This is a genomic window from Micromonospora sp. MW-13, from assembly GCF_003434305.1.
Lineage (GTDB): Bacteria > Actinomycetota > Actinomycetes > Mycobacteriales > Micromonosporaceae > Micromonospora.
In genome coordinates this window covers 127,453-145,695 of the sequence record NZ_QKKX01000003.1, presented here as the reverse complement: position 1 = coordinate 145,695, position 18,243 = coordinate 127,453, and the positions used below count along the sequence as shown (strand labels likewise).

Genomic DNA, 18,243 nt, shown 5'->3' with positions numbered 1-18,243 from the left:
TGTGCTCCGGGTTCAACCCGACCAGGTCGAGCAGCTCCTTGACCTTGTCCCGCCGGCTGCCCTTCGGAGCCACCTCGGGGTGGATCTCGAACGGCTCGCCGATCAGGTCGCCGACCGTCATCCGCGGGTTCAGCGAGGTGTACGGGTCCTGCATGACCAGCTGGATCTGCCGGCGCAGCCGGCGCAGCGCGCCGCCGGACAGCCTGGAGATGTCCTGCCCCTTGTAGAGCACACTGCCGGCGGTCGGCCGCTCCAGGTTCATCAGGACCCGGGCCAGCGTCGACTTGCCGCAGCCGGACTCGCCCACCACGCCCAGCGTCTCGCCGGCCTTCAGCTCCAGCGAGACCCCGTCGACGGCCTTGACGTGACCGATGGTCTTCTTGAACACCACGCCGCGGGTGACGGGGTAGTGCTTGACCAGGTCACGGACCTCGAGGATGTTCTCAGTCACGGTTCACCAGCTCCTCGGCGAAGTGGCACGCGCTGGCCCGACCGCTGCCGATCTGCAGCAGCGGCGGGAGCTTCTCCCGGCAGACCGGCTGCGCCATGGGGCAGCGCGGGTTGAACGGGCAGCCCGGCGGGATGTTCATCAGGTTCGGCGGCAGGCCCTTGATGGTGCGGAGCTGCTGCCCCTTCTCGTCCATCCGCGGGATCGAGTCGAGGAGGCCGAGCGTGTACGGGTGCGCCGGCTTGCCGTACAGCTCGTACACATCGGCTTCCTCGACGATCCGGCCGGCGTACATGACCGCGATCCGGTCCGCGACGTCGGCGACCACGCCGAGGTCGTGGGTGATCAGGATCAGGCCCATCTGCCGCTCGCGCTGAAGCTCGGCGAGCAGGTCCATGATCTGGGCCTGCACGGTCACGTCGAGCGCGGTGGTCGGCTCGTCCGCGATCAGCACCTCCGGGTCGAGCGCCAGCGACATCGCGATCATCGCGCGCTGCCGCATGCCGCCGGAGAACTGGTGCGGGTAGTTGCTGAACCGGCCCTTGGCGTTCGGGATCTTGACCTGGTCGAGCATCTCGATGGCACGCTTCTTGGCCTCGGCGCGGCCGATGCCCCGCCGGATCCGGAACTGCTCGGCGATCTGGAACCCGACGGTGAAGACCGGGTTCAGCGCGGAGAGCGCGTCCTGGAAGATCATCGCGATGCCCTCACCGCGGATGCGGCGGCGCTCCTCGGTGGACATGGTGAGCATGTCCTTGCCGTGGAAGCGGACCTGGCCCCCGGTGACGAAGCCGGGCGGCGTGTCGAGGATGCCCATGACGGCCTGCGCGGTGACGCTCTTGCCAGAGCCGGACTCGCCGAGCACGGCGAGGGTCTCCCCCGCGTCGACGTGGTAGGTGACCCCGTTGATGACCTTGGCGACGCCGTCCCGGGTGCGGAACTCCACCCGCAGGTCGTCGACCTCCAGGAGGCGACCCGAGGGGCGGCCGGATCCGTCGGCGCCCGGCTGGGACTGCTCGGTCACGAGAATGTCGGACAACTCAATCTCCCCTAGCGCAGTTTCGGATCGAGGGCCTCGCGGACCGCCTCACCGAGCATCACGAAGCTGAGGACGGCGGTGACGAGGAACGCGGAGGGGAAGAAGAGCAGGAAGGGCGAGACCCGGATGTAGTTCTGCGCTTCGCTGATCATGATGCCCCACGACACCACCGGGGTCCTCAGTCCGATGCCCAGGAACGAGAGCGTGGCCTCCGCGCCGATGAACGAGCCAACCATGATGGTGCCGTAGACCAGCAGCGGGGCGAGGCAGTTCGGCAGCAGGTGCTTGAGGATGATCCGGCCGGTGCCGGCCCCCAGCGCCCGGGCCGCCACGATGTAGTCGGCCTCCCTGGTGGCCAGCACCGAGGAACGCATCAGCCGCATCACGACCGGCCAGCTCAGCACGACCAGGGACATGATGACCAGCCCCATGATCTGCCACTCGTTGTTGCTCGCCCCCGCCCCGTTGAAGGTGGTCAGGATGACGATCGCGCCGAGCACGAACGGCAGGCCGAAGAAGATGTCGGCGAAGCGGGAGAGCAGGGCGTCCACCCAGCCGCCGCGGTAGCCGGCGATGATGCCGATCGCACCGCCGATCAACAGCGTGCCGATGGTGGAGATCAACGCGACCACGATCGAGGCGCGGGCGCCGTAGATGACCCGGGCGAAGACGTCCCGGCCCTGCACGTCGTACCCGAACCAGGCGTCGGCTGACGGCTTGACCTGGCTGTTCGCCAACGCGCCGTTGACCGCGTCGCCGCTGGTGAACAGCGACGGGAAGGCCGCCATCAGCACGAAGATCAGGATGAACGTCGCCGAGATCCAGAACAGCGGCTTGCGGCGCAGGTCACGCCAGGCGTCGCCGAGGAGGCCGCGCGGCTTCTCCTTGCGGGCGTTCTCCGGCAGGCCGGCGTTCACGGGGGCGCCGGACCCGGCCTCGGTGGGCATGGTCGCCGACGGGGTCGAGACGATGGACGCGGTACTGGGGTCACTCATGCCGCCACCTCGCTGCGCTGGGTGCCGGGACGGTGGTCACGGCACACTGCGTTCAAAATTCGTTCGCCACGCTGCTCACTCATAGCGGATCCTCGGGTCCAGGGCGGCGTAGAGCAGATCCACCAGCAGGTTCATCAGGAGGTAGACGAGCACGAGAACCACCACAATGGAGACCACGGTAGCGCTCTCCTTGGTGACGATCGCCCGGAACACCGCGCGGCCGATGCCGTTGATGCCGAAGATGCCCTCGGTGACGATGGCGCCGCCCATGAGCGCGCCGAGGTCGGTGCCGAGGAGGGTGACCACCGGGATCAGCGAGTTACGCAGCAGGTGCACGCCGACGACCCGACGCATCGGCAGGCCCTTGGCGATGGCGGTGCGGACGTAGTCGGCGCGGCGGTTCTCCGCGATGCTCGTGCGTGCGACCCGGGCGACGTACGCCATGGACGCGCTACCCAGGACGAAGCCCGGTAGGAGCAACTCCGACAGCCGCATCTCGCTGGAGACGGTCGGGTGGATGATGCCCCACTTCACGCCCAGCAGCCACTGGAGCACGAAGCCGATGACGAACACCGGCAACGCGATCAGGAAGAGGGTGGAGACGAGCACCAGGTTGTCGAGGAAGCCGTTGCGCCGAAGGCCGGTCAGGACGCCGGCGCCCAGACCGATGATCGCCTCGATCGCCAGGGCCACCAGGGCGAGCTTCAGAGTGTTCGGATACGCGGCGGCGATGATGTCGCCGACGTCGCGGCTGTTGTACGTGAGGCCGAAGTCCCCCTGGAACAGGTTCTTCATGTAGGTGGCGTACTGCACCCAGATCGACTCGTCGAGCTGGTACTTCTCGGTCATGAAGTTGATGTACGTGTCCGGACACCGGCGGTCGCCGCACTTGCCGGCGAACGGGTCGCCCGGCACCGACCAGACGAGCCAGTAGATCAGGAACGTCGTACCGATGAAGACCGGGACGAGTTGCAGTAGCCGTCTCAACAGATAACGGCCCATGGGGTGGTCCTCCTGACAGGGGGCGCGTCGGGCGGGGCGGCCGACACGGATGGCGTCAACGTGGCGAGGGATGTTGTACACCCCTCGCGGAACGGACCCGGGTCGGGCCCACCGGTAGGTGAGCCCGACCCGGGGTGTCAGACCGTTCGGATCAGAGCTCGACCGAGGTGACGTCGAGTTCGCCGACGTTGGTCAGCTCCATCTTCTTGATCTTGTCGGAGCGGCCGGACTGCTGGCCAGCGAAGTAGACCGGGATCGACGGGGCGTCCTGGTCGATCAGCTTGACGGCCTCGGCGAACTTGGCGTGCGAGGCGTCCAGGCTCGGCGCGGCGCTGGCCTCCTTGGCCAGGGCGTCGACCTGCTTGTTGCTGTACAGGCCGTCGTTGGACGAGCCGCCGGTCACGTAGAGCGGGTTGACCCAGTTCTCCACGTCCGGGTAGTCCTGCTGCCAGCCGGCGCGGTACGGGCCCTTCATCTTGTGGGCGTTGATGTTCTGCCGGAACACCGCGAAGGTCGGCACACCCTCGGCGCGGGCGTTGATGCCGAGGTTGGTCTTGACCTGCTGCGCGACGGCCTCCATCCACTCCTTGTGGCTGGCGTCCGCGTTGTAGTAGAAGACCATCTCGCCGCTGAAGCCACCGGCCTCGGCGAGGAGCTTCTTGGCCTCGTCCACGTTGAACTGGCAGGCGGTGCAGTTACCCGGCGCAGCGCCCGGGGCCAGCGGGTTGGCCCAGCTGTCGGCCGGCTTGCGGTTGCCGAAGAAGATCTTGTCGGTGACCTCCTGCCGGTTGATCGACAGGGAGACGGCGCGACGCAGCTTCGGGTCGGCGAAGCGCTTGTCGTAGATCGGGAAGGCGATGATGCCGGTGACCGGGGTGACCGACGAGATGGCCCGCTCGCCGAGGTCGGTCTTCCACTTGTCGCCCGCGAGAGCGGAGACCGGAACCTGCTGCTGGAAGTCGATGTTGCCGGAGACCAGGTCGCTGTAGACCGCGTTGTCGTCCTGCGAGATCTTGAGGTTGACGTCCTTGATCTTCATCTTGTCGCGCAGCTGGTAGTCGTCGAAACGAGTCAGCTTGATGGAGACGTTGTTCTCCCACGACACGAACTTGACCGGGCCGTTACCGATCGGCTTCTTGCCGAAGTCCTCCGCGCTGCCCGCGAAGAACGCGTCCGGCAGCGGCATGAAGGTGCTGTAGCCGAGCTTGGTCGGGAACACGGCGGTCGGCGCGGCGAGCGTGACCTCGAAGTTCCAGTCGTCGACGACCTTCAGGCCGGACATCTCCTTGGCCTTCGGCTCCGGGGCCTTCTGCGGGCCGTCCGCGCCGTCCGGGTCGGCGGTGTTGACGTCCTCGAAACCCTGGATGTCCGCGAAGAAGCTGGAGTTCTGCGCGCCGTTCGGCGAGTAGGCGCCCCAGTTCCAGGCGTCCACGAAGTTCTTGGCCTTGACGACGGTGCCGTCGTGGAACTTCGTGTCCTGCTTGATCTTGATCTTGTAGACCTTGGAGTCGGTCGTCTCGATCGACTCGGCCAGGGCGTTCCGCGGGGCGCTGCCATCGTTGGGGTACTCGACCAGGCCGGTCCACATCCAGTCGATGATCTTGCCACCGTTGGTCTCGGTGGTGTTCGACGGGACCAGCGGGTTCTCCGGCTCGCCACCGTCGATCGTGATGGCGCCGTCCGCGCTGTTGCCGGCGTCGCCGCCGTCGTCGCTGCTGCTGGAGCAGCCGGACGCGACGAGTGCGAAAGCCGCACCCAACGCGATCGCGCCACTCGCCCGCTTCGAGACTCTCATTCCGAGGGGCCTCCTCTTTCTAACCTGGTTCCGTCGTGAGTTTCACGCACGCATGGGGGTGACACCGCCGACGATCGCAACCACTGACCGCCGGTCTACCGCAGAGAAATCGGGACACCCCTGATGTACCGATCCGCCGGGCCACCGCACCGCACCGGGCTCGGCTCCGCGCAGGGCTGGACGACCACGAACCGTGACTGCTCAGCGGCTTCCGTGGTCGCGGTCCCGTACGTGGGCGCCTCACGCCGGGGGTGAGGTGCTGCAACTGTGACACCTACCGGCCCGTTACGTGAAGGTGCCGTTATCAAGCCGTTAGTTGGTCGCAGTGTTGCCGATACTTGAGAAAAGATCATGATATGACCCGACAACATGGCTCTGACCAGGCATAACGCGGTCGGCTCTCCTCGCCCTGGTCGGCGCGTAGGCTCGGCTCTGTGAGCTTCCCCGCCTCGGCTCCGGCGCTCGCCGACATCCACCGTGCGCTGGCCGTATTTGCCCATCCGGACGATGTCGACTTCGGCTGTGCGGGCAGCATAGCCGGCTGGGTGGACGAGGGGGTGGACGTGGCGTACCTCATTGTCACCCCGGGTGATGCCGGCGGGTTCGACGACACGCCCCGTGCGGAGCTGCCCCGGCTGCGCGAGGAGGAGCAGCGCGCCGCCGCCGCGGCCGTCGGCGTGCACCGGGTCGAGTTCCTCGACGGGTACGTCGACGGCACCCTCACCCCGACGATCGCGCTTCGCCGGGACATCACCGCGGCGATCCGCCGGTTCCGGCCGGACCGGGTGCTGACCAGTTCCCCGCTGCGCCGCTGGGAGCACCTGGCCGGCCCGAGCCACCCCGACCACCTGGCCGTCGGCGAGGCCACCACCTGCGCGATCTACCCGGACGCGCGCAACCGGTTCGCATACCCCGAGCTGCTCGCCGCCGGGCTGGAGCCGTGGGTGGTCCGCGAGGTCTGGTACGCCGGCGGTCCCGCCCCGGACCACGTGGTGACGTCACCGACCGGTACGACCACAAGGTCGCCGCGATGCGCGCACACCGCTCGCAGACCGCCCACCTGGACGTGGAGACCTGGGTCCGGGACCGGCTCGGCACGGTCGCGGACAACGCCGGGCTGCCGCCGGGCCGGCTGGCGGAGGCGTTCACCGTCCTGCGGACGGAGTGACCGGGCCCGCCCCGGCCGGCGTCACACCAGGCGGCGGTCCGCCGCCCAGCGGGACAGCTCGTACCGGTTGGACATCTGGAGCTTGCGCAGCACGTTCGACACGTGCGTCTCGACCGTCTTGATCGAGATGTAGAGCTCCTTGGCGATCTCCTTGTACGCGTACCCCCGGGCGAGCAGCCGGAGCACCTCGCGCTCCCGGTTGGTGAGCTGGTCCAGCTCCGGGTCGGCCACCGGGGCGTCCGGCCGGGCGGCGAAGGCGTCCAGCACGAATCCGGCCAGCCGGGGGCTGAACACGGCGTCCCCGTCGGCCACCCGGCGCACCGCCGCGGCCAGCTCGTCCGGGGAGATGGTCTTGGTGACGTAGCCCCGGGCCCCGGCCCGGATCAGGCCGATCACGTCCTCCGCCGCGTCGGAGACGCTCAGCGCCAGGAACCGCACCTGCGGGTGGGTCCGGCGCATCGCCTCCAGCACCGCCCGGCCGCCGCCGTCGGGCATGTGCACGTCCAGCAGCACCACGTCGGGACCGGTGGCGGCGATCCGGGCGACCGCCTCGGCCACCGTGCTGGCCTCGCCCACCACCTCGACGTGGGCACCCAGTTCGGCGCGGACCCCCGCGCGGAACATGGCGTGGTCGTCGACGAGGAAGACGCGCAGCCGCTCGGGGCGCTCCTGCGCCCCCTCGACCGGCCCGTGCTCGGCCATGGTCATCTGTCCCTTTCCGCCGTGGACTGGTCGCGGGAGATCGGCAGGATCAACCGGACCTCGGTCCCCTCACCCGGCTCGGAGCGGATCTCCGCCCGGCCGCCGTGCCGCCTCATCCGTCCGACGATCGAGCCCCGGACCCCGTGCCGGTGGTCTCCCACGGTATCCGGGTCGAAGCCCTTGCCCCGGTCCCGGACGAAGACGCTCACCTGGTCCGGCTCCACCTCCGCGTACAGCGAGACGGTCCGCACCCCGGCGTGCCGGGCCGCGTTCACCAGCGCCTCCCGGGCCGCCGCGACCAGGGCACCGACCCGCTCGTCGGTGTCCCGGTCGCCCACCACCACCGCCTCCACGGTGATCGCGAAGGTGTCCTCGACCTCGGCCGCCGCCTGCTCCAGGGCCGCCGCGAACCGTTCGGTGGGCGAGGCGGTCGGCTTGTAGAGCCAGTTGCGCAGCGAGCGCTCCTGGCCGCGCGCCAGCCGCTGCACGGTCGTCACGTCGGCGGCGTTGCGCTGGATCAGCGCGAGGGTGTGCAGCACCTGGTCGTGCACCATGGCGGCCAGTTCCGCCCGTTCCTGCTCGCGGATGCGCCCCTCGCGCTCCGAGCGGAGCTGGTTGTACGTCCGCCAGAGCACCGGGGCCGCCACCACCCCCACGCCGGCCAGCCCGACCAGCGCGAAGATGACGCCGTTGAGCACCGCGTCGAAGTTCTGCGCCGGCGAGTAGACCGCCACGACGCCGATGATGCCCACCGCGACCAGCACCCCGCCGCCGATGAACCGCAGCACGAAGGCCCGCCGGTCGCTCTCCTCCACCACCGCTCCCAGCCAGGGCACCGGCATCGACTCGCCCCACTGCCGGCGGCGCTCGGGCGCGGCCTGGTGCCAGATCACCCCGGCGCCCACCGCGATGATCGCGACCAGCCAGCCGGCGGTGCCCGCCGCGCCGACGGAGTCGAAGACCATCACCTGCACCAGCAGCACCCCGAGCCCGATCGCCACGAACGGCAGCAACTGCCCGATGTCCCGCCGGGGCGGGACGGCGGTGTCGCCCGGCCGCAGCGGGACGACCGCCCAGAAGGCGGCGTAGAGCAGCAGCCCGAGCCCGCTGAGGCCGAGCAGCACCGTGAAGGCGATCCGCACCCGCACCACCGAGATGCCGAGATGGTCGGCGATGCCAGCGGCCACACCGGCGGCCATCCGGTGCTCGGGCGCCCGGTAGAGGCGGGGCGGCTGGGTCACGGCGCTGATCGGATACTCCCTGTTCAGGGGCGACGGGCGGGCGCCGGAGCGGCGCGCCGGTCTCGATCGTCACACGCCGGGGCCCCAACGGGCCACGGGGACGCCCCCGACATCCGGGCCGGCCGGATCTCAGGGTGGGGTCAGGGTCGGGTCCTGAGGCAACCCGGCCGGTTGGGGCAGCAGGATCGGAGCATGACCGAGGAAGCTGCCCCGTCGCCCCGTCCCGGGGCGGCCCGACCGGACGGGCCGCCACCGGCGGATCCGGCCCCCACCACGCCCGCCAGTTGGACGGCGCCGACCGCCTTCGGGCCGGCGACGCCGGGTGCGACCGGCTCCCCCGCGACACCGGCCGCCGCCGCGTCCGGAGCCCCCGCGGGACCGGGCACGGCCAGCGCCGCCGGCCCGGAAGCGTCCGCGCCGGGCGGCTGGCCGCCGCCGACCGCCGGGCCCGACCCGGCCTGGTCTCCCCCACCCGGCGCCGCCGGGCCGCCGCCGGCCGGGGGGACCCCCGGGTCCGACGGCCCGGGCGCCCCACCACCGCCACCACCCCCCGGGGGGTACGCGGCCCCGCCGCCCCCGCCGCCCGAGGGGGCCGGCTTCACCTCCCGGTACGGGCTGGTCCGGCCCCGCGAGGGCCGCTACCTGGCCGGCGTCTGCGCGGCGATCGGCCGAGCCACCAACACCGACCCGGTGCTGTGGCGGGTGCTGCTGGCCGTGCTCGGCTTCTTCGGCGGCATCGGCATCCTGGTGTACGTCACGGCCTGGCTGATCATTCCGGGCGAGGGCGACACCGCCTCCCCGGTCGAGTCCATGCTGGGCCGGGGCCGGTCCAGCATGTCCCCCGTCACCGTGATCGTGCTGAGCATCCTGGTGGCGGTGAGCTTCGGGTACATCGTCACCGACGCGTTCCGGGCGGTGCTGCTCGGCGCGGCCATCCTGGTCGGCGGCGCGCTGCTGCTCAACCGCGAGCGCGGCACGTTCGGCCGGGGCGCCCCGGCCGACCGGGGTCCGGTGCCCGGCGTACCGAACCCCACCCCGCCGGGCCCGGTGCCGCCGGTCGCGTGGCCCGCGCCCGGCCTCTTCACCCCGCCCGCCGGCCCCGGTAGGCCGCCGGTCGGGCCCCCGGTCCCCGGCCAGCCGTCCGGGGCGCCGTTCGCGGGGCAGTGGTCCGGGGCACCCGCGCCCGGGCAGCCCGCCGCAGCCTGGGCGACCGCCCCGGCCGGGCCGGCCACCGGGCTTCCCGCCTGGCCACCGGCGGACACGCCGACCGGCTCCCTCCCCCCGGTCGGCGTGCCCACGACCGGCTACCCGCCGGTCGCCGCGCCCCGGCCGCCGGCCGGCTACCGGCCGCCGTTCGCCCCGCACGGCCCGTACGCCAGGGGCCCGTACGCCGGTGGCCCGCAGCCGGCCCCCCCGCCGCCCCGACCGGTCAAGCCCCCGAAGCCACCCCGGGAACGCTCCCCGCTGGGCGCCGTGACCTTCTCGCTGGTCTTCCTGGCGCTCGGGGTGGTCGCCGTGCTCGACCTGCTGGACGTGATCCACGTGGGGGCGGCGGCGTACTTCGCGGCGGCCCTGGCAACGGTCGGGCTCGGTCTGCTCGTCGGCGCCTGGTTCGGCCGGGCGCGCTGGCTGATCGCGCTCGGGCTGGTCACCGTGGCGGCGCTCGGGATCGCCACCGTCACCGAGTCGTACGACCGGATCCGGGGCGTGGACGGGGACGTCACCTGGGCCCCCACCGACCGTCGTGACCTGGCCGACCGGTACGAGAACAACTTCGGCGACGCCGTGCTCGACCTGCGCGGCATCGACTTCGACAAGCACGACACCCAGGTCACCGTCGCGGTCAACTTCGGGCAGGCGACCGTGGTCGTGCCGCCGAACGTCGACGTCACCACGATCGCCGACGTCAACGCCGGGGACGCCACGATCTTCGGCAACCGCTCCGGGGGGCTGGACGGCCGGCTCCGGGAGAGCACCGACCTCGGCGCGGACGGTCCCGGGGGCGGGCGGCTCCGCCTCTACGTCCACGTCAACGCCGGCAACCTGGAGGTGACCCGGTGAAGGCACACCGTACGGACTTTGTCTCGCTCGTCTTCGGCCTCGTCTTCGTCGCCCTCGCCGCCTGGTGGCTGTTCGCCCAGCTACTCGGCCTGGACCTCCCGCCGGTCGGCTGGTTCCTGGCCGGCGGGCTGATCCTGGTCGGCACGCTGGGCCTGGTCGGCGCGCTGCGCTCCGGCCGGGGGGACCGGCACGACGCCGCCCGGCCGGCACCGGCAAACGCCGTGGACGCGGGCTCCGGCGACCGGCACGACGCCGCCCGGCCAACTCCGGCGGACGCCGTGGACGCCGGTTTCGGCGACCGGCCGGGCACCGGGGGACCGCTCACCGGGGCCGGGCCGGCCCCGGCCGACGAGTGGCCCACCGCGGCGGTCGCCGACGGGTGGCCTGAGGCGGTCGAGGACCGGCCGGTCAGCGACGGCGGGCCGGCCCGCTGGTCGCCGACGGACCCGCTGGACACCGACCCCGCCGGCGGGCCACCGCCCGGCCCGGCCGCCGAGCGGGTCACCGAGCCGCTGCCCCGGTTGACGGCCGACCCGACCGTCGTGGACCCGGCGCCGGACCCGACGGACCCGACGCCGGACCCGACGGACCCGGCCGCGCCGGACGCGCCGCGCCGTGGGCCGCAGCGGGCGGACGGCTGACCACAGCGGTGCGGTCGCCCGCGCCGGGCGCATATGCTGGCCGGTGGAGAGCTCGCCTCCGCCGGCCGGCACGGGCCGCGGCCCCGTCCGCGACCGCGCCGACCGGTCGCGGGCGTCACCCCTCACCGCGCCGACCGGTCGCGGGGCGCCACCCATGATCGAGCCGACCGGTCGGCGGGCGTCACCCCCCGACCGCGCCGACCGGTCACCGGGCGTCGACCCGCGGCCGGGCCGGCAGGTCGCCGGGCGTCACCCGGACCGTGCCACGAGGTCGTCGGGCGTCGATCCGCGACCGAGCCCGGCAGGTCGCGGGCTGGTCCGCGGCCGACCCGACCGGGTCGCCGTGGCGGTCCCGCCGCGATTCCGTCTCTACCCCGTCAGGAGCCCGTCCGACATGACCCAGTCCCCCGCCGTGCGCACCTCCGGCCGGCCCGGCCCGGTCCGCATCGGCGAGCGTGCCGCCCGGACCCTCGTCACCGAGCTCGCCCGGCGCAACGACCCGAAGGCCGCCCTGCTGGTCGGCGCGACCCCGGACTCCGCGGCGCTGGCCGCGGCGATCGACGCCCTGCTGCCCGGCGACTCCCTCACCGTGGTGCCGGCCGCGACGGCCGCGCCCGCCGCGCTGCGCGAGCACGTGACGGCCCAGGGCCGCTGGGTCGCCGACCGGGTACGGGTGGCGGAGTCCCTCGCCGAGGCCGACTCCGCCGAGGTGGTGATCGCCGCCGAGCCGCTCACCGGCACCGCCGAGGAGGCCCGCACGACCATCGACGGCCTGGCCAAGTACCTCGCCGACGGCGCGGTGCTCAGCCTCGCCGCGCCAGCGGCCCCCGGGCGCACCGCCGGCGCCGCCGCCGAGTTGGAGCGGCAGAGCGCGCTGCACGGCGTCGGGACAGATCTGGTGCTGCGCAACTCCCCGCCGGTCCGGGTGCACCGGCTCCGCTTCACCCCGGCCAGCGCGGCCGTCGCGGCCCGGCTCGCCCCGGCCCACCGGCCGTCCAGCGTGCCGCTGACCCGGAGCATGCACATCGACTCCAACGGCGTGGCGGCGGCCGGGATCACCCTCGGGCTCGCCGCGCTGACCCGGGCCGTCCGGCCGAAGTCGAAGCTGTGGCTGCTGCCGGCGCTGGCCGCCGCCCCGGTGGCCGCGTTCTTCCGGGACCCGGAGCGGGACGTTCCCGAGGACCCGTCGGCCGTCGTGGCCGCCGCCGACGGGCAGGTGCTCTCGGTGCAGCGGCTGCACGACGAGCGCTTCGGCGACGGCGAGTGGCTGCGGGTCGCGGTCTTCCTCTCGGTGCTGGACGTGCACGTCAACCGGTCCCCGGTGGCCGGCAAGGTGGTCGACTACTTCGTCGCCGACGGCGGTTTCGTCAACGCGATGAAGCCGGACGCCGAGCACAACGTGGCGGCGTACACGGTGCTCGACACCGAGCACGGCACGGTCGTCGTCGCCCAGCGCACCGGGCTGATCGCCCGGCGGATCGTGCAGCGCGCCCCGATCGGGTCGTTGCTGGCCCGGGGCGAGCGCTTCGGCCTGATCCGGTTCGGCTCGCGGACCGACGTCTACCTGCGGGCCGACGCGGCCGACCCGCTGGTCGGGCCGGGCGACAAGGTGATCGGCGGGTCCACGGTCATCGCCCGCTGGCGCTGACCCGAACGCGACGAAAGGGGCGCCGCGGACAGCGGCGCCCCTTTCGGGGTGAATCGTCGGTCAGGCGGTGCGGCGCTGGTGCAGCCAGAGCAGCGGGCCGCTGACCAGGTAGCCCACCACGACCAGGGCGAAGGTGAGCCGGATGTCGACGAGCGCGCCGACCACCGGGGCCAACCAGAGCCACGGCGGCAGCTTCACCAGCCGGGCCAGCTTCGCGTACGGGAAGCTGGAGACCATCGCGAAGGCCAGCAGCGCGACGCCGGCGATCTGCACCAGGCCGGGCAGCGGCAGCCCGATGGCGACGGTCAGGGCGAGCACGGCCGCGGCCATCGTGGTCGGCACGCCGCAGAAGAAGCGGCCGTCCTTCGGCGAGACGTTGAACCGGGCGAGCCGGATCGCCGCGCAGGCGGCGACGAGCGCCGCGGCCACCGCGGCGGCGGCGGGCGGGGCCGCGCCGGCCAGCGAGGCGTAGACCACCACCGGGGCGGCGAGGCCGAACGAGCACATGTCGGCCAGCGAGTCCATCTGGGCGCCGAACGGGCTGGCCACCCCGAGCTTGCGGGCGAGGGCGCCGTCGAGCCCGTCGAACGCGACACAGGCGATCAGGAGGAGCGCGGCGAGCCGCACCTCGCCCTGCATGGCCACGAAGATGGCGTTGATCCCGAGCACCAGGCTGGCCAGGGTGCAGGCGTTGACCAGCGCGAACTTGGCCCGACGGGCCGCCGTCCGCTCGCCCGGCAGCAGCGGGATCGCCATCGACGCCGCGTCGTCGACCGGGATGCTCGGGGCGAGGGCCGGGCTCACCGGCACGACCGCCTGGACCTCGGTGCGCTCGTACCGGTCGAGGCCGTACCGGCGGCGTTGCCGGTCGAGGTAGCGGTGCTCGGGCGAGGCCAGGTCGGCGCCCGTGGCGGCGACGCCGTCGCGGCGTCCCACCCGGACGAGCAGCACCTGGCGGGCGAACGTGCTGCTACGGCGCAACCGGCCCGCCCAGCGACGCCCTGCGGGGCGCGGACTGTCAGTCGTACGACGCCGGCGCCAGGGGGCTCTCGGCACGTTTCCTCCATCACCGGATCGACTGGCCGCCACGGGGGCGGGCGTCCGGCTGTCTCGTGCCGGACCGCTTCTGGCCCGGCAGCCGTTCAAGCGGAGTACACCATTGCACAGGGGAGTGGGGCTTGGCGATAGCTGCCGGCGGTACTTATATCTCGACCAAACCGCGCGAACCGCCTCTTCATTCCCGTCTCGGGCTTCACCGCCCGTTCCTCCATCAACCCCGTCCCACAGACTACCGGAGCCGGTCGATGCCGGCCCGACGGGCGGGCGCTATGCGAGCCGATGTCCGGTTGCCAGGGCCGCGACCTCGGTCATGGACAGCCCTTCGACCCGGTCGGGCGGGAACCAGGCCGCCGCGGCCGTCGATCCCCCGGCCAGCTCGGTGACCCGCGCCTCGGTCGGCTCGTCGACCATCACCCGGTAGACCACCCGCACCCCGTGCCAGTCCAGCGGCCGGCCCTCAGGTCCCAGCGCGGCGGGGTTGTGCAGGTTGTGCACCATCAGCAGGTCCACGACCCGGCCGAGCTGGCCGGCCTCCTCGACCAGCTCGCGGAGCAGCCCGCCGGCCGGCTGCTCGCCGTGGTCGGTGCCGCCGCCGGGCAGGTGCCACCGCCCGGCGCCCGGGTAACCGTCCGCGATCATGGTGAGCAGCACCCGGCCGGCCGGGTCGGTGACCAGGCCGTACGCCGCGAAGCGCTGCCGCCGGTCGGCCGGCGGCGGCGGGTACGGCGCGGCGCCGCGCGCGACCCGGCGGGGCGGGGTGACCGGCAGGCCGAGCGCCTCGGCGGTGAACGGCAGCAGCGGCAGCCCCGCCACATCGTCGGGGCTCGACCAGCGGACCAGGTCGGTGGTGCCGTCGGCCTCGTCCCGGAGCGCGCCGCCGCCCGCCCGCACGGCGAAGACGATCCGGTCGGTGTGCAGCGTGACGCCCGCGTCGGGCAGCGGGGTGACGTCCGCGACAGCGGCGAGCAGGCCGGTCACCTCGGCGGCGAGCCCGGTCTCCTCGGCGAACTCCCGCACCACGCCGGCCTCGGGGTGCTCCCCGTGCTCCAGGCCGCCCCCGGGGAGCTGCCACATCCCCGGGAAGTCGGCCCGGTCTGACCCCCGCACGAGCAGCACCCGCCCGTCCCGGTCCCGGCAGACCCCGTACGCCCCGACCCGTCGCCGCTGTTCCATGCGCCCCTCCCCGCCCGCCCCGGATCGCGTATCCGGTCGATCATGAAGCTATCGCCTACCGTAACGGCGTGCCGGGGCGACAACCCGATGAGCGGCGGGGCCCACGCGGACGGGGCCGGACGGGGCGGACGGTCAGGTGAGCCGGGCGGCCTGGACGGCCTCGGCCGTGACCTCGGTGAGCCGGTCGGTGGGCAGGGCGCCGAGTTCCTCGCGGGCGAACCAGCGGGCCTCGCAGGTGGAGCCGCCGACGTCCGTCACGGTGGGTGGGGCGGGCTGGTCGACCATCACCCGGTAGAAGGCCCGCACGCCGTGCCAGTCGATCGGGTAGCCCTCGGGGCCGAGCGAGGCGGCGTCGCGGTGGCTGGCCACGCCGAGCAGCTCGACGAGGCGGCCCCGCTGGCCGGTCTCCTCGACCAGTTCCCGGATCAGCGCCGCGCCCGGCTGCTCGCCGTAGTCGGTGCCGCCGCCGGGCAGGTGCCAGCAGCCGGCCCCCGGGTACCCGTCGGAGACCCGGGTCAGCAGCACCCGGCCCTCGGGGTCGGTGGCCACCGCGTACGCGGCGAAACGCTGGGCCCGGTGCAGCCCGTCCGGGCCGGGGACCGCGTAGAAGGAGGGGAACTCCGGCGGCTCGTCGGGCACCACGTCGGCCGAGCAGGCGGGCAGGCCGAGGGCGCGCGCGGTGAACGCGCGCAGTGGCAGCTCGCGGGCCTCGGTCAGGGTGAACCAGCGGGCCAGGTCGGTGGGCCGGTCGACCCGGTCGGTCAGCGTGCCGCCCCGCACCGAGACCTGGTAGATGAGCCGGTCGGTGTGGATGGTGATGCCCCGCTCGGGCAGGGCCCGCATGTCCGCGAGCACGTCGTCCAGCCCGGCGACGGCGACCGAGAGCCCGGTCTCGGCGGCGGTCTCCCGGACGACGGTGTGGTTCGGGTCCTCGCCGTGGTCGACCGCCCCGCCGGGGAGGGACCACGTGCCGGGGGTGCCGGAGCGCTCCGATGCCCGGACCAGTAACACTCGGCCGACTGAATCAGCACAAACTGCGTATGCCGCGATCCTGCGGAGCGGCTCCAGCGTGGTGGTCACGGGGGGAAATTCTCCCCGGCCGGCGTGACCTGCATCGAAAAGAGTCAGATTCCTGACTGACGACTGGATCATCAGGGGCCGGTCAGGGTAATGATCCGGGCCGTCACCGAGGTCGGCACGCCCCCCGGCGCGGACCGTGGGGGCATGACCTCGACACCGCCGCACCAGGCCCCGTACAAGCAGCTCCGCCGCCCCGCCACCGACCGGATGGTGGCCGGGGTGGCCAGCGGCCTCGGCCGCTACTTCGCCGTCGACCCCACCCTCGTCCGGGTGGTGTTCGCCGCCGCGACCGTGCTCACCGGCGGGCTCGCCGCGCTGGCGTACCCGATCATGTGGTTCCTGATGCCGGAGGAGCCGACCGGCGCCCCGGCCTGGCCGCACCCCGCGACGCCCGGCCCGTGGCCCACCCCGGGGTACGGCCCGCAGCCGGCCTGGCCGCCGGCCCCGGCGACCGCGCCCGAGGGGGCCCGGGCGCCGGACGGGCCGGTGCCGCCGGCTGCCGGCTGAGCCGGGGTCACTCCCACTCGATGGTGCCCGGCGGCTTGCTGGTGACGTCCAGGACCACCCGGTTCACCTCGGCCACCTCGTTGGTGATCCGGGTGGAGATCCTGGCGACCACCTCGTAGGGCAGCCGGGACCAGTCGGCGGTCATCGCGTCCTCGCTGGAGACCGGGCGCAGCACCACGGGATGCCCGTAGCTGCGCCCGTCGCCCTGCACCCCGACGCTGCGCACGTCGGCCAGCAGCACCACCGGGAACTGCCAGACGCCCCGGTCCAGGCCGGCGGCGGTCAGCTCCTCGCGGGCGATCAGGTCGGCCTGGCGCAGCAGGTCGAGCCGCTCCCGGTCGACCGCGCCGATGATCCGGATGGCCAGGCCGGGGCCCGGGAACGGGTGCCGCCAGACCATCGCCTCGGGCAGGCCCAGCTCCAGGCCGAGCGTCCGGACCTCGTCCTTGAACAGGGTTCGCAGCGGCTCGACCAGGGCGAACTTCAGGTCCTCCGGAAGGCCGCCGACGTTGTGGTGGCTCTTGATGTTGGCGGTGCCGGTGCCGCCGCCGGACTCCACCACGTCCGGGTAGAGGGTGCCCTGCACCAGGAACTCGACGTCGCCGCGCGAGGCGATCTCCCGGGCGGCGGCCTCGAAGACCCGGATGAACTCCCGGCCGATGATCTTCCGCTTCTGCTCCGGGTCGATCACCCCCGCGAGGGCCCCGAGGAACCGGTCCTGCGCGTCGACGACCTTGAGCTTGATGCCGGTGGCGGCGACGTAGTCCTTCTCCACCTGCTCGGCCTCGCCGGCCCGCAGCAGGCCGTGGTCGACGAAGACGCAGGTGAGCTGGTCTCCGACGGCCTTGTGCACCAGCGCGGCGGCGACGGCGGAGTCCACCCCGCCGGACAGGCCGCAGATGACCTCCTTGTCGCCCACCTGCTCCCGGATCCGGGCGACCTGCTCGTCGATGATGTTCGCGGGGGTCCAGGTGGGCTCGATGCCGGCGATGTCGTACAGGAACCGGGCGAGCATCTCCTGGCCGTGCGCGGTGTGCCCGACCTCCGGGTGGAACTGCACCCCGGCCCGGCGGCCGGCCAGGTCCTCGAACGCGGCGACCGGGGCGCCCGCCGACTCGGCGGTGACCGTGAAGCCGTCCGGGGCCTCGGTGACGCAGTCGCCGTGGCTCATCCAGACCGGCAGGTCGGCCGGCAGGTCGCGGAGCAGCACACCGGGTTCGAGGAGGCGGGGGCGCAGCGGGGTGCCGCCGTACTCGCGGTTGCCGGTGCGCGCCACGGTGCCGCCGAGCGCCTGGGCCATGGCCTGGAAGCCGTAGCAGATGCCGAACACCGGGACGCCGGCGTCGAACACCCCGGCGTCGATCTGCGGGGCGTCGGGGGCGTAGACGCTGGCCGGGCCGCCGGACAGGATGATCGCGGCCGGGTTCTTCGCCAGCATCTCGGCCACCGGCATCGAGTGCGGCACGATCTCCGAGTAGACCTTCGCCTCGCGCACCCGGCGCGCGATGAGCTGGGCGTACTGGGCTCCGAAGTCCACCACGAGGACGGGACGAGGCGTGCTCATGTGCAGGAAGCCTACCGACAGTCACGCCCGCCCCGGGCAGCGGCCGGCCCTTCCCGCGCGGATGTTCCGGGGGGAGGGGAGCCATTCCCTGCCGGAGGCGTCGAGAAGGCGCCCTTCCGC

The 18,243-nt window shown here is 73.1% G+C and carries 16 protein-coding genes; 5 read left to right on the top strand and 11 right to left on the bottom strand.

All coding sequences use genetic code 11. The features are described 5' to 3' along the window. The 5 genes from C5N14_RS02635 to C5N14_RS02615 form a co-directional block, all read right to left on the bottom strand. On the bottom strand, positions 1 to 451 hold a 451-nt coding region (locus tag C5N14_RS02635; RefSeq protein WP_117665188.1), incomplete at its 3' end, for an ATP-binding cassette domain-containing protein. After that, on the bottom strand, positions 444 to 1,472 hold the full coding sequence (locus tag C5N14_RS02630; protein ID WP_117665187.1) for an ABC transporter ATP-binding protein: 1,029 nt from the start codon (positions 1,470 to 1,472) through the stop codon (positions 444 to 446). The genes C5N14_RS02635 and C5N14_RS02630, both read right to left, overlap by 8 nt. A 26-nt stretch (positions 1,473 to 1,498) precedes the next feature. Next, on the bottom strand, positions 1,499 to 2,482 hold the full coding sequence (locus tag C5N14_RS02625) for an ABC transporter permease (RefSeq protein WP_117665186.1): 984 nt from the start codon (positions 2,480 to 2,482) through the stop codon (positions 1,499 to 1,501). Positions 2,483 to 2,557: 75 nt separating this feature from the next. Next, positions 2,558 to 3,484 carry an ABC transporter permease gene (locus tag C5N14_RS02620; RefSeq protein ID WP_117665185.1) on the bottom strand — a complete coding sequence of 309 codons (927 nt, stop codon included), beginning with the start codon at positions 3,482 to 3,484 and terminating at the stop codon, positions 2,558 to 2,560. Positions 3,485 to 3,635: 151 nt separating this feature from the next. Then, complete coding sequence (locus C5N14_RS02615; protein WP_117665184.1) at positions 3,636 to 5,279, bottom strand: ABC transporter substrate-binding protein; 1,644 nt, start codon at positions 5,277 to 5,279, stop codon at positions 3,636 to 3,638. A gap of 434 nt (positions 5,280 to 5,713) precedes the next feature. On the opposite strand from C5N14_RS02615, the gene C5N14_RS02610 reads away from it, so the two are divergent. Next, a complete protein-coding gene (locus C5N14_RS02610; RefSeq protein ID WP_207892595.1) occupies positions 5,714 to 6,580 on the top strand; it encodes a PIG-L deacetylase family protein in 867 nt (288 codons plus the stop codon). Here C5N14_RS02610 and C5N14_RS02605 read toward each other — a convergent pair. Together C5N14_RS02605 and C5N14_RS02600 are read right to left on the bottom strand one after the other, a co-directional pair. Further along, positions 6,469 to 7,149: a response regulator transcription factor gene (locus C5N14_RS02605; RefSeq protein WP_117665203.1), complete on the bottom strand. Its 681-nt coding sequence runs from the start codon at positions 7,147 to 7,149 to the stop codon at positions 6,469 to 6,471. The two genes, C5N14_RS02610 and C5N14_RS02605, sit on opposite strands and share 112 nt — an antisense overlap. A gap of 2 nt (positions 7,150 to 7,151) precedes the next feature. Continuing rightward, entirely contained in the window at positions 7,152 to 8,390 is a 1,239-nt protein-coding gene (locus tag C5N14_RS02600; RefSeq protein WP_207892594.1) for an ATP-binding protein, read from the bottom strand. A 192-nt stretch (positions 8,391 to 8,582) separates the two neighbouring features. Between C5N14_RS02600 and C5N14_RS02595 the strand changes: the two genes are divergently transcribed. The 3 genes from C5N14_RS02595 to C5N14_RS02580 all read left to right on the top strand — a co-directional run bounded on the left by C5N14_RS02595 (position 8,583) and on the right by C5N14_RS02580 (position 12,740). Then, the gene (locus C5N14_RS02595; RefSeq protein WP_117665182.1) at positions 8,583 to 10,451 is read left to right on the top strand and encodes a PspC domain-containing protein; all 1,869 of its coding nucleotides are present in this window, start codon (positions 8,583 to 8,585) and stop codon (positions 10,449 to 10,451) included. Then, entirely contained in the window at positions 10,448 to 11,092 is a 645-nt protein-coding gene (locus tag C5N14_RS34065) for a hypothetical protein (RefSeq protein WP_371685787.1), read from the top strand. Before C5N14_RS02595 ends, C5N14_RS34065 begins: the two co-directional genes overlap by 4 nt. Before the next feature lie 394 nt (positions 11,093 to 11,486). Continuing rightward, positions 11,487 to 12,740, top strand: a complete 1,254-nt coding sequence (locus C5N14_RS02580) for a phosphatidylserine decarboxylase (protein ID WP_117665202.1) — start codon at positions 11,487 to 11,489, stop codon at positions 12,738 to 12,740. A 60-nt stretch (positions 12,741 to 12,800) separates the two neighbouring features. Here the strand turns inward: C5N14_RS02580 and C5N14_RS02575 are convergent, their stop codons facing one another. From C5N14_RS02575 to C5N14_RS02565, 3 genes are all read right to left on the bottom strand, one after another. Continuing rightward, positions 12,801 to 13,721, bottom strand: a complete 921-nt coding sequence (locus C5N14_RS02575) for a phosphatidylcholine/phosphatidylserine synthase (RefSeq protein WP_117665181.1) — start codon at positions 13,719 to 13,721, stop codon at positions 12,801 to 12,803. Positions 13,722 to 14,066: 345 nt separating this feature from the next. Beyond that, positions 14,067 to 14,972: an NUDIX hydrolase gene (locus C5N14_RS02570; RefSeq protein ID WP_117665180.1), complete on the bottom strand. Its 906-nt coding sequence runs from the start codon at positions 14,970 to 14,972 to the stop codon at positions 14,067 to 14,069. A 132-nt stretch (positions 14,973 to 15,104) separates the two neighbouring features. Next, complete coding sequence (locus C5N14_RS02565; RefSeq protein ID WP_117665179.1) at positions 15,105 to 16,052, bottom strand: NUDIX hydrolase; 948 nt, start codon at positions 16,050 to 16,052, stop codon at positions 15,105 to 15,107. A gap of 144 nt (positions 16,053 to 16,196) precedes the next feature. On the opposite strand from C5N14_RS02565, the gene C5N14_RS02560 reads away from it, so the two are divergent. Continuing rightward, positions 16,197 to 16,559: a PspC domain-containing protein gene (locus tag C5N14_RS02560; RefSeq protein ID WP_117665201.1), complete on the top strand. Its 363-nt coding sequence runs from the start codon at positions 16,197 to 16,199 to the stop codon at positions 16,557 to 16,559. Positions 16,560 to 16,566: 7 nt separating this feature from the next. Here the strand turns inward: C5N14_RS02560 and guaA are convergent, their stop codons facing one another. Beyond that, complete coding sequence (gene guaA / locus C5N14_RS02555) at positions 16,567 to 18,123, bottom strand: glutamine-hydrolyzing GMP synthase (protein ID WP_117665178.1); 1,557 nt, start codon at positions 18,121 to 18,123, stop codon at positions 16,567 to 16,569. Between the last annotated feature and the right edge of the window lie 120 nt (positions 18,124 to 18,243).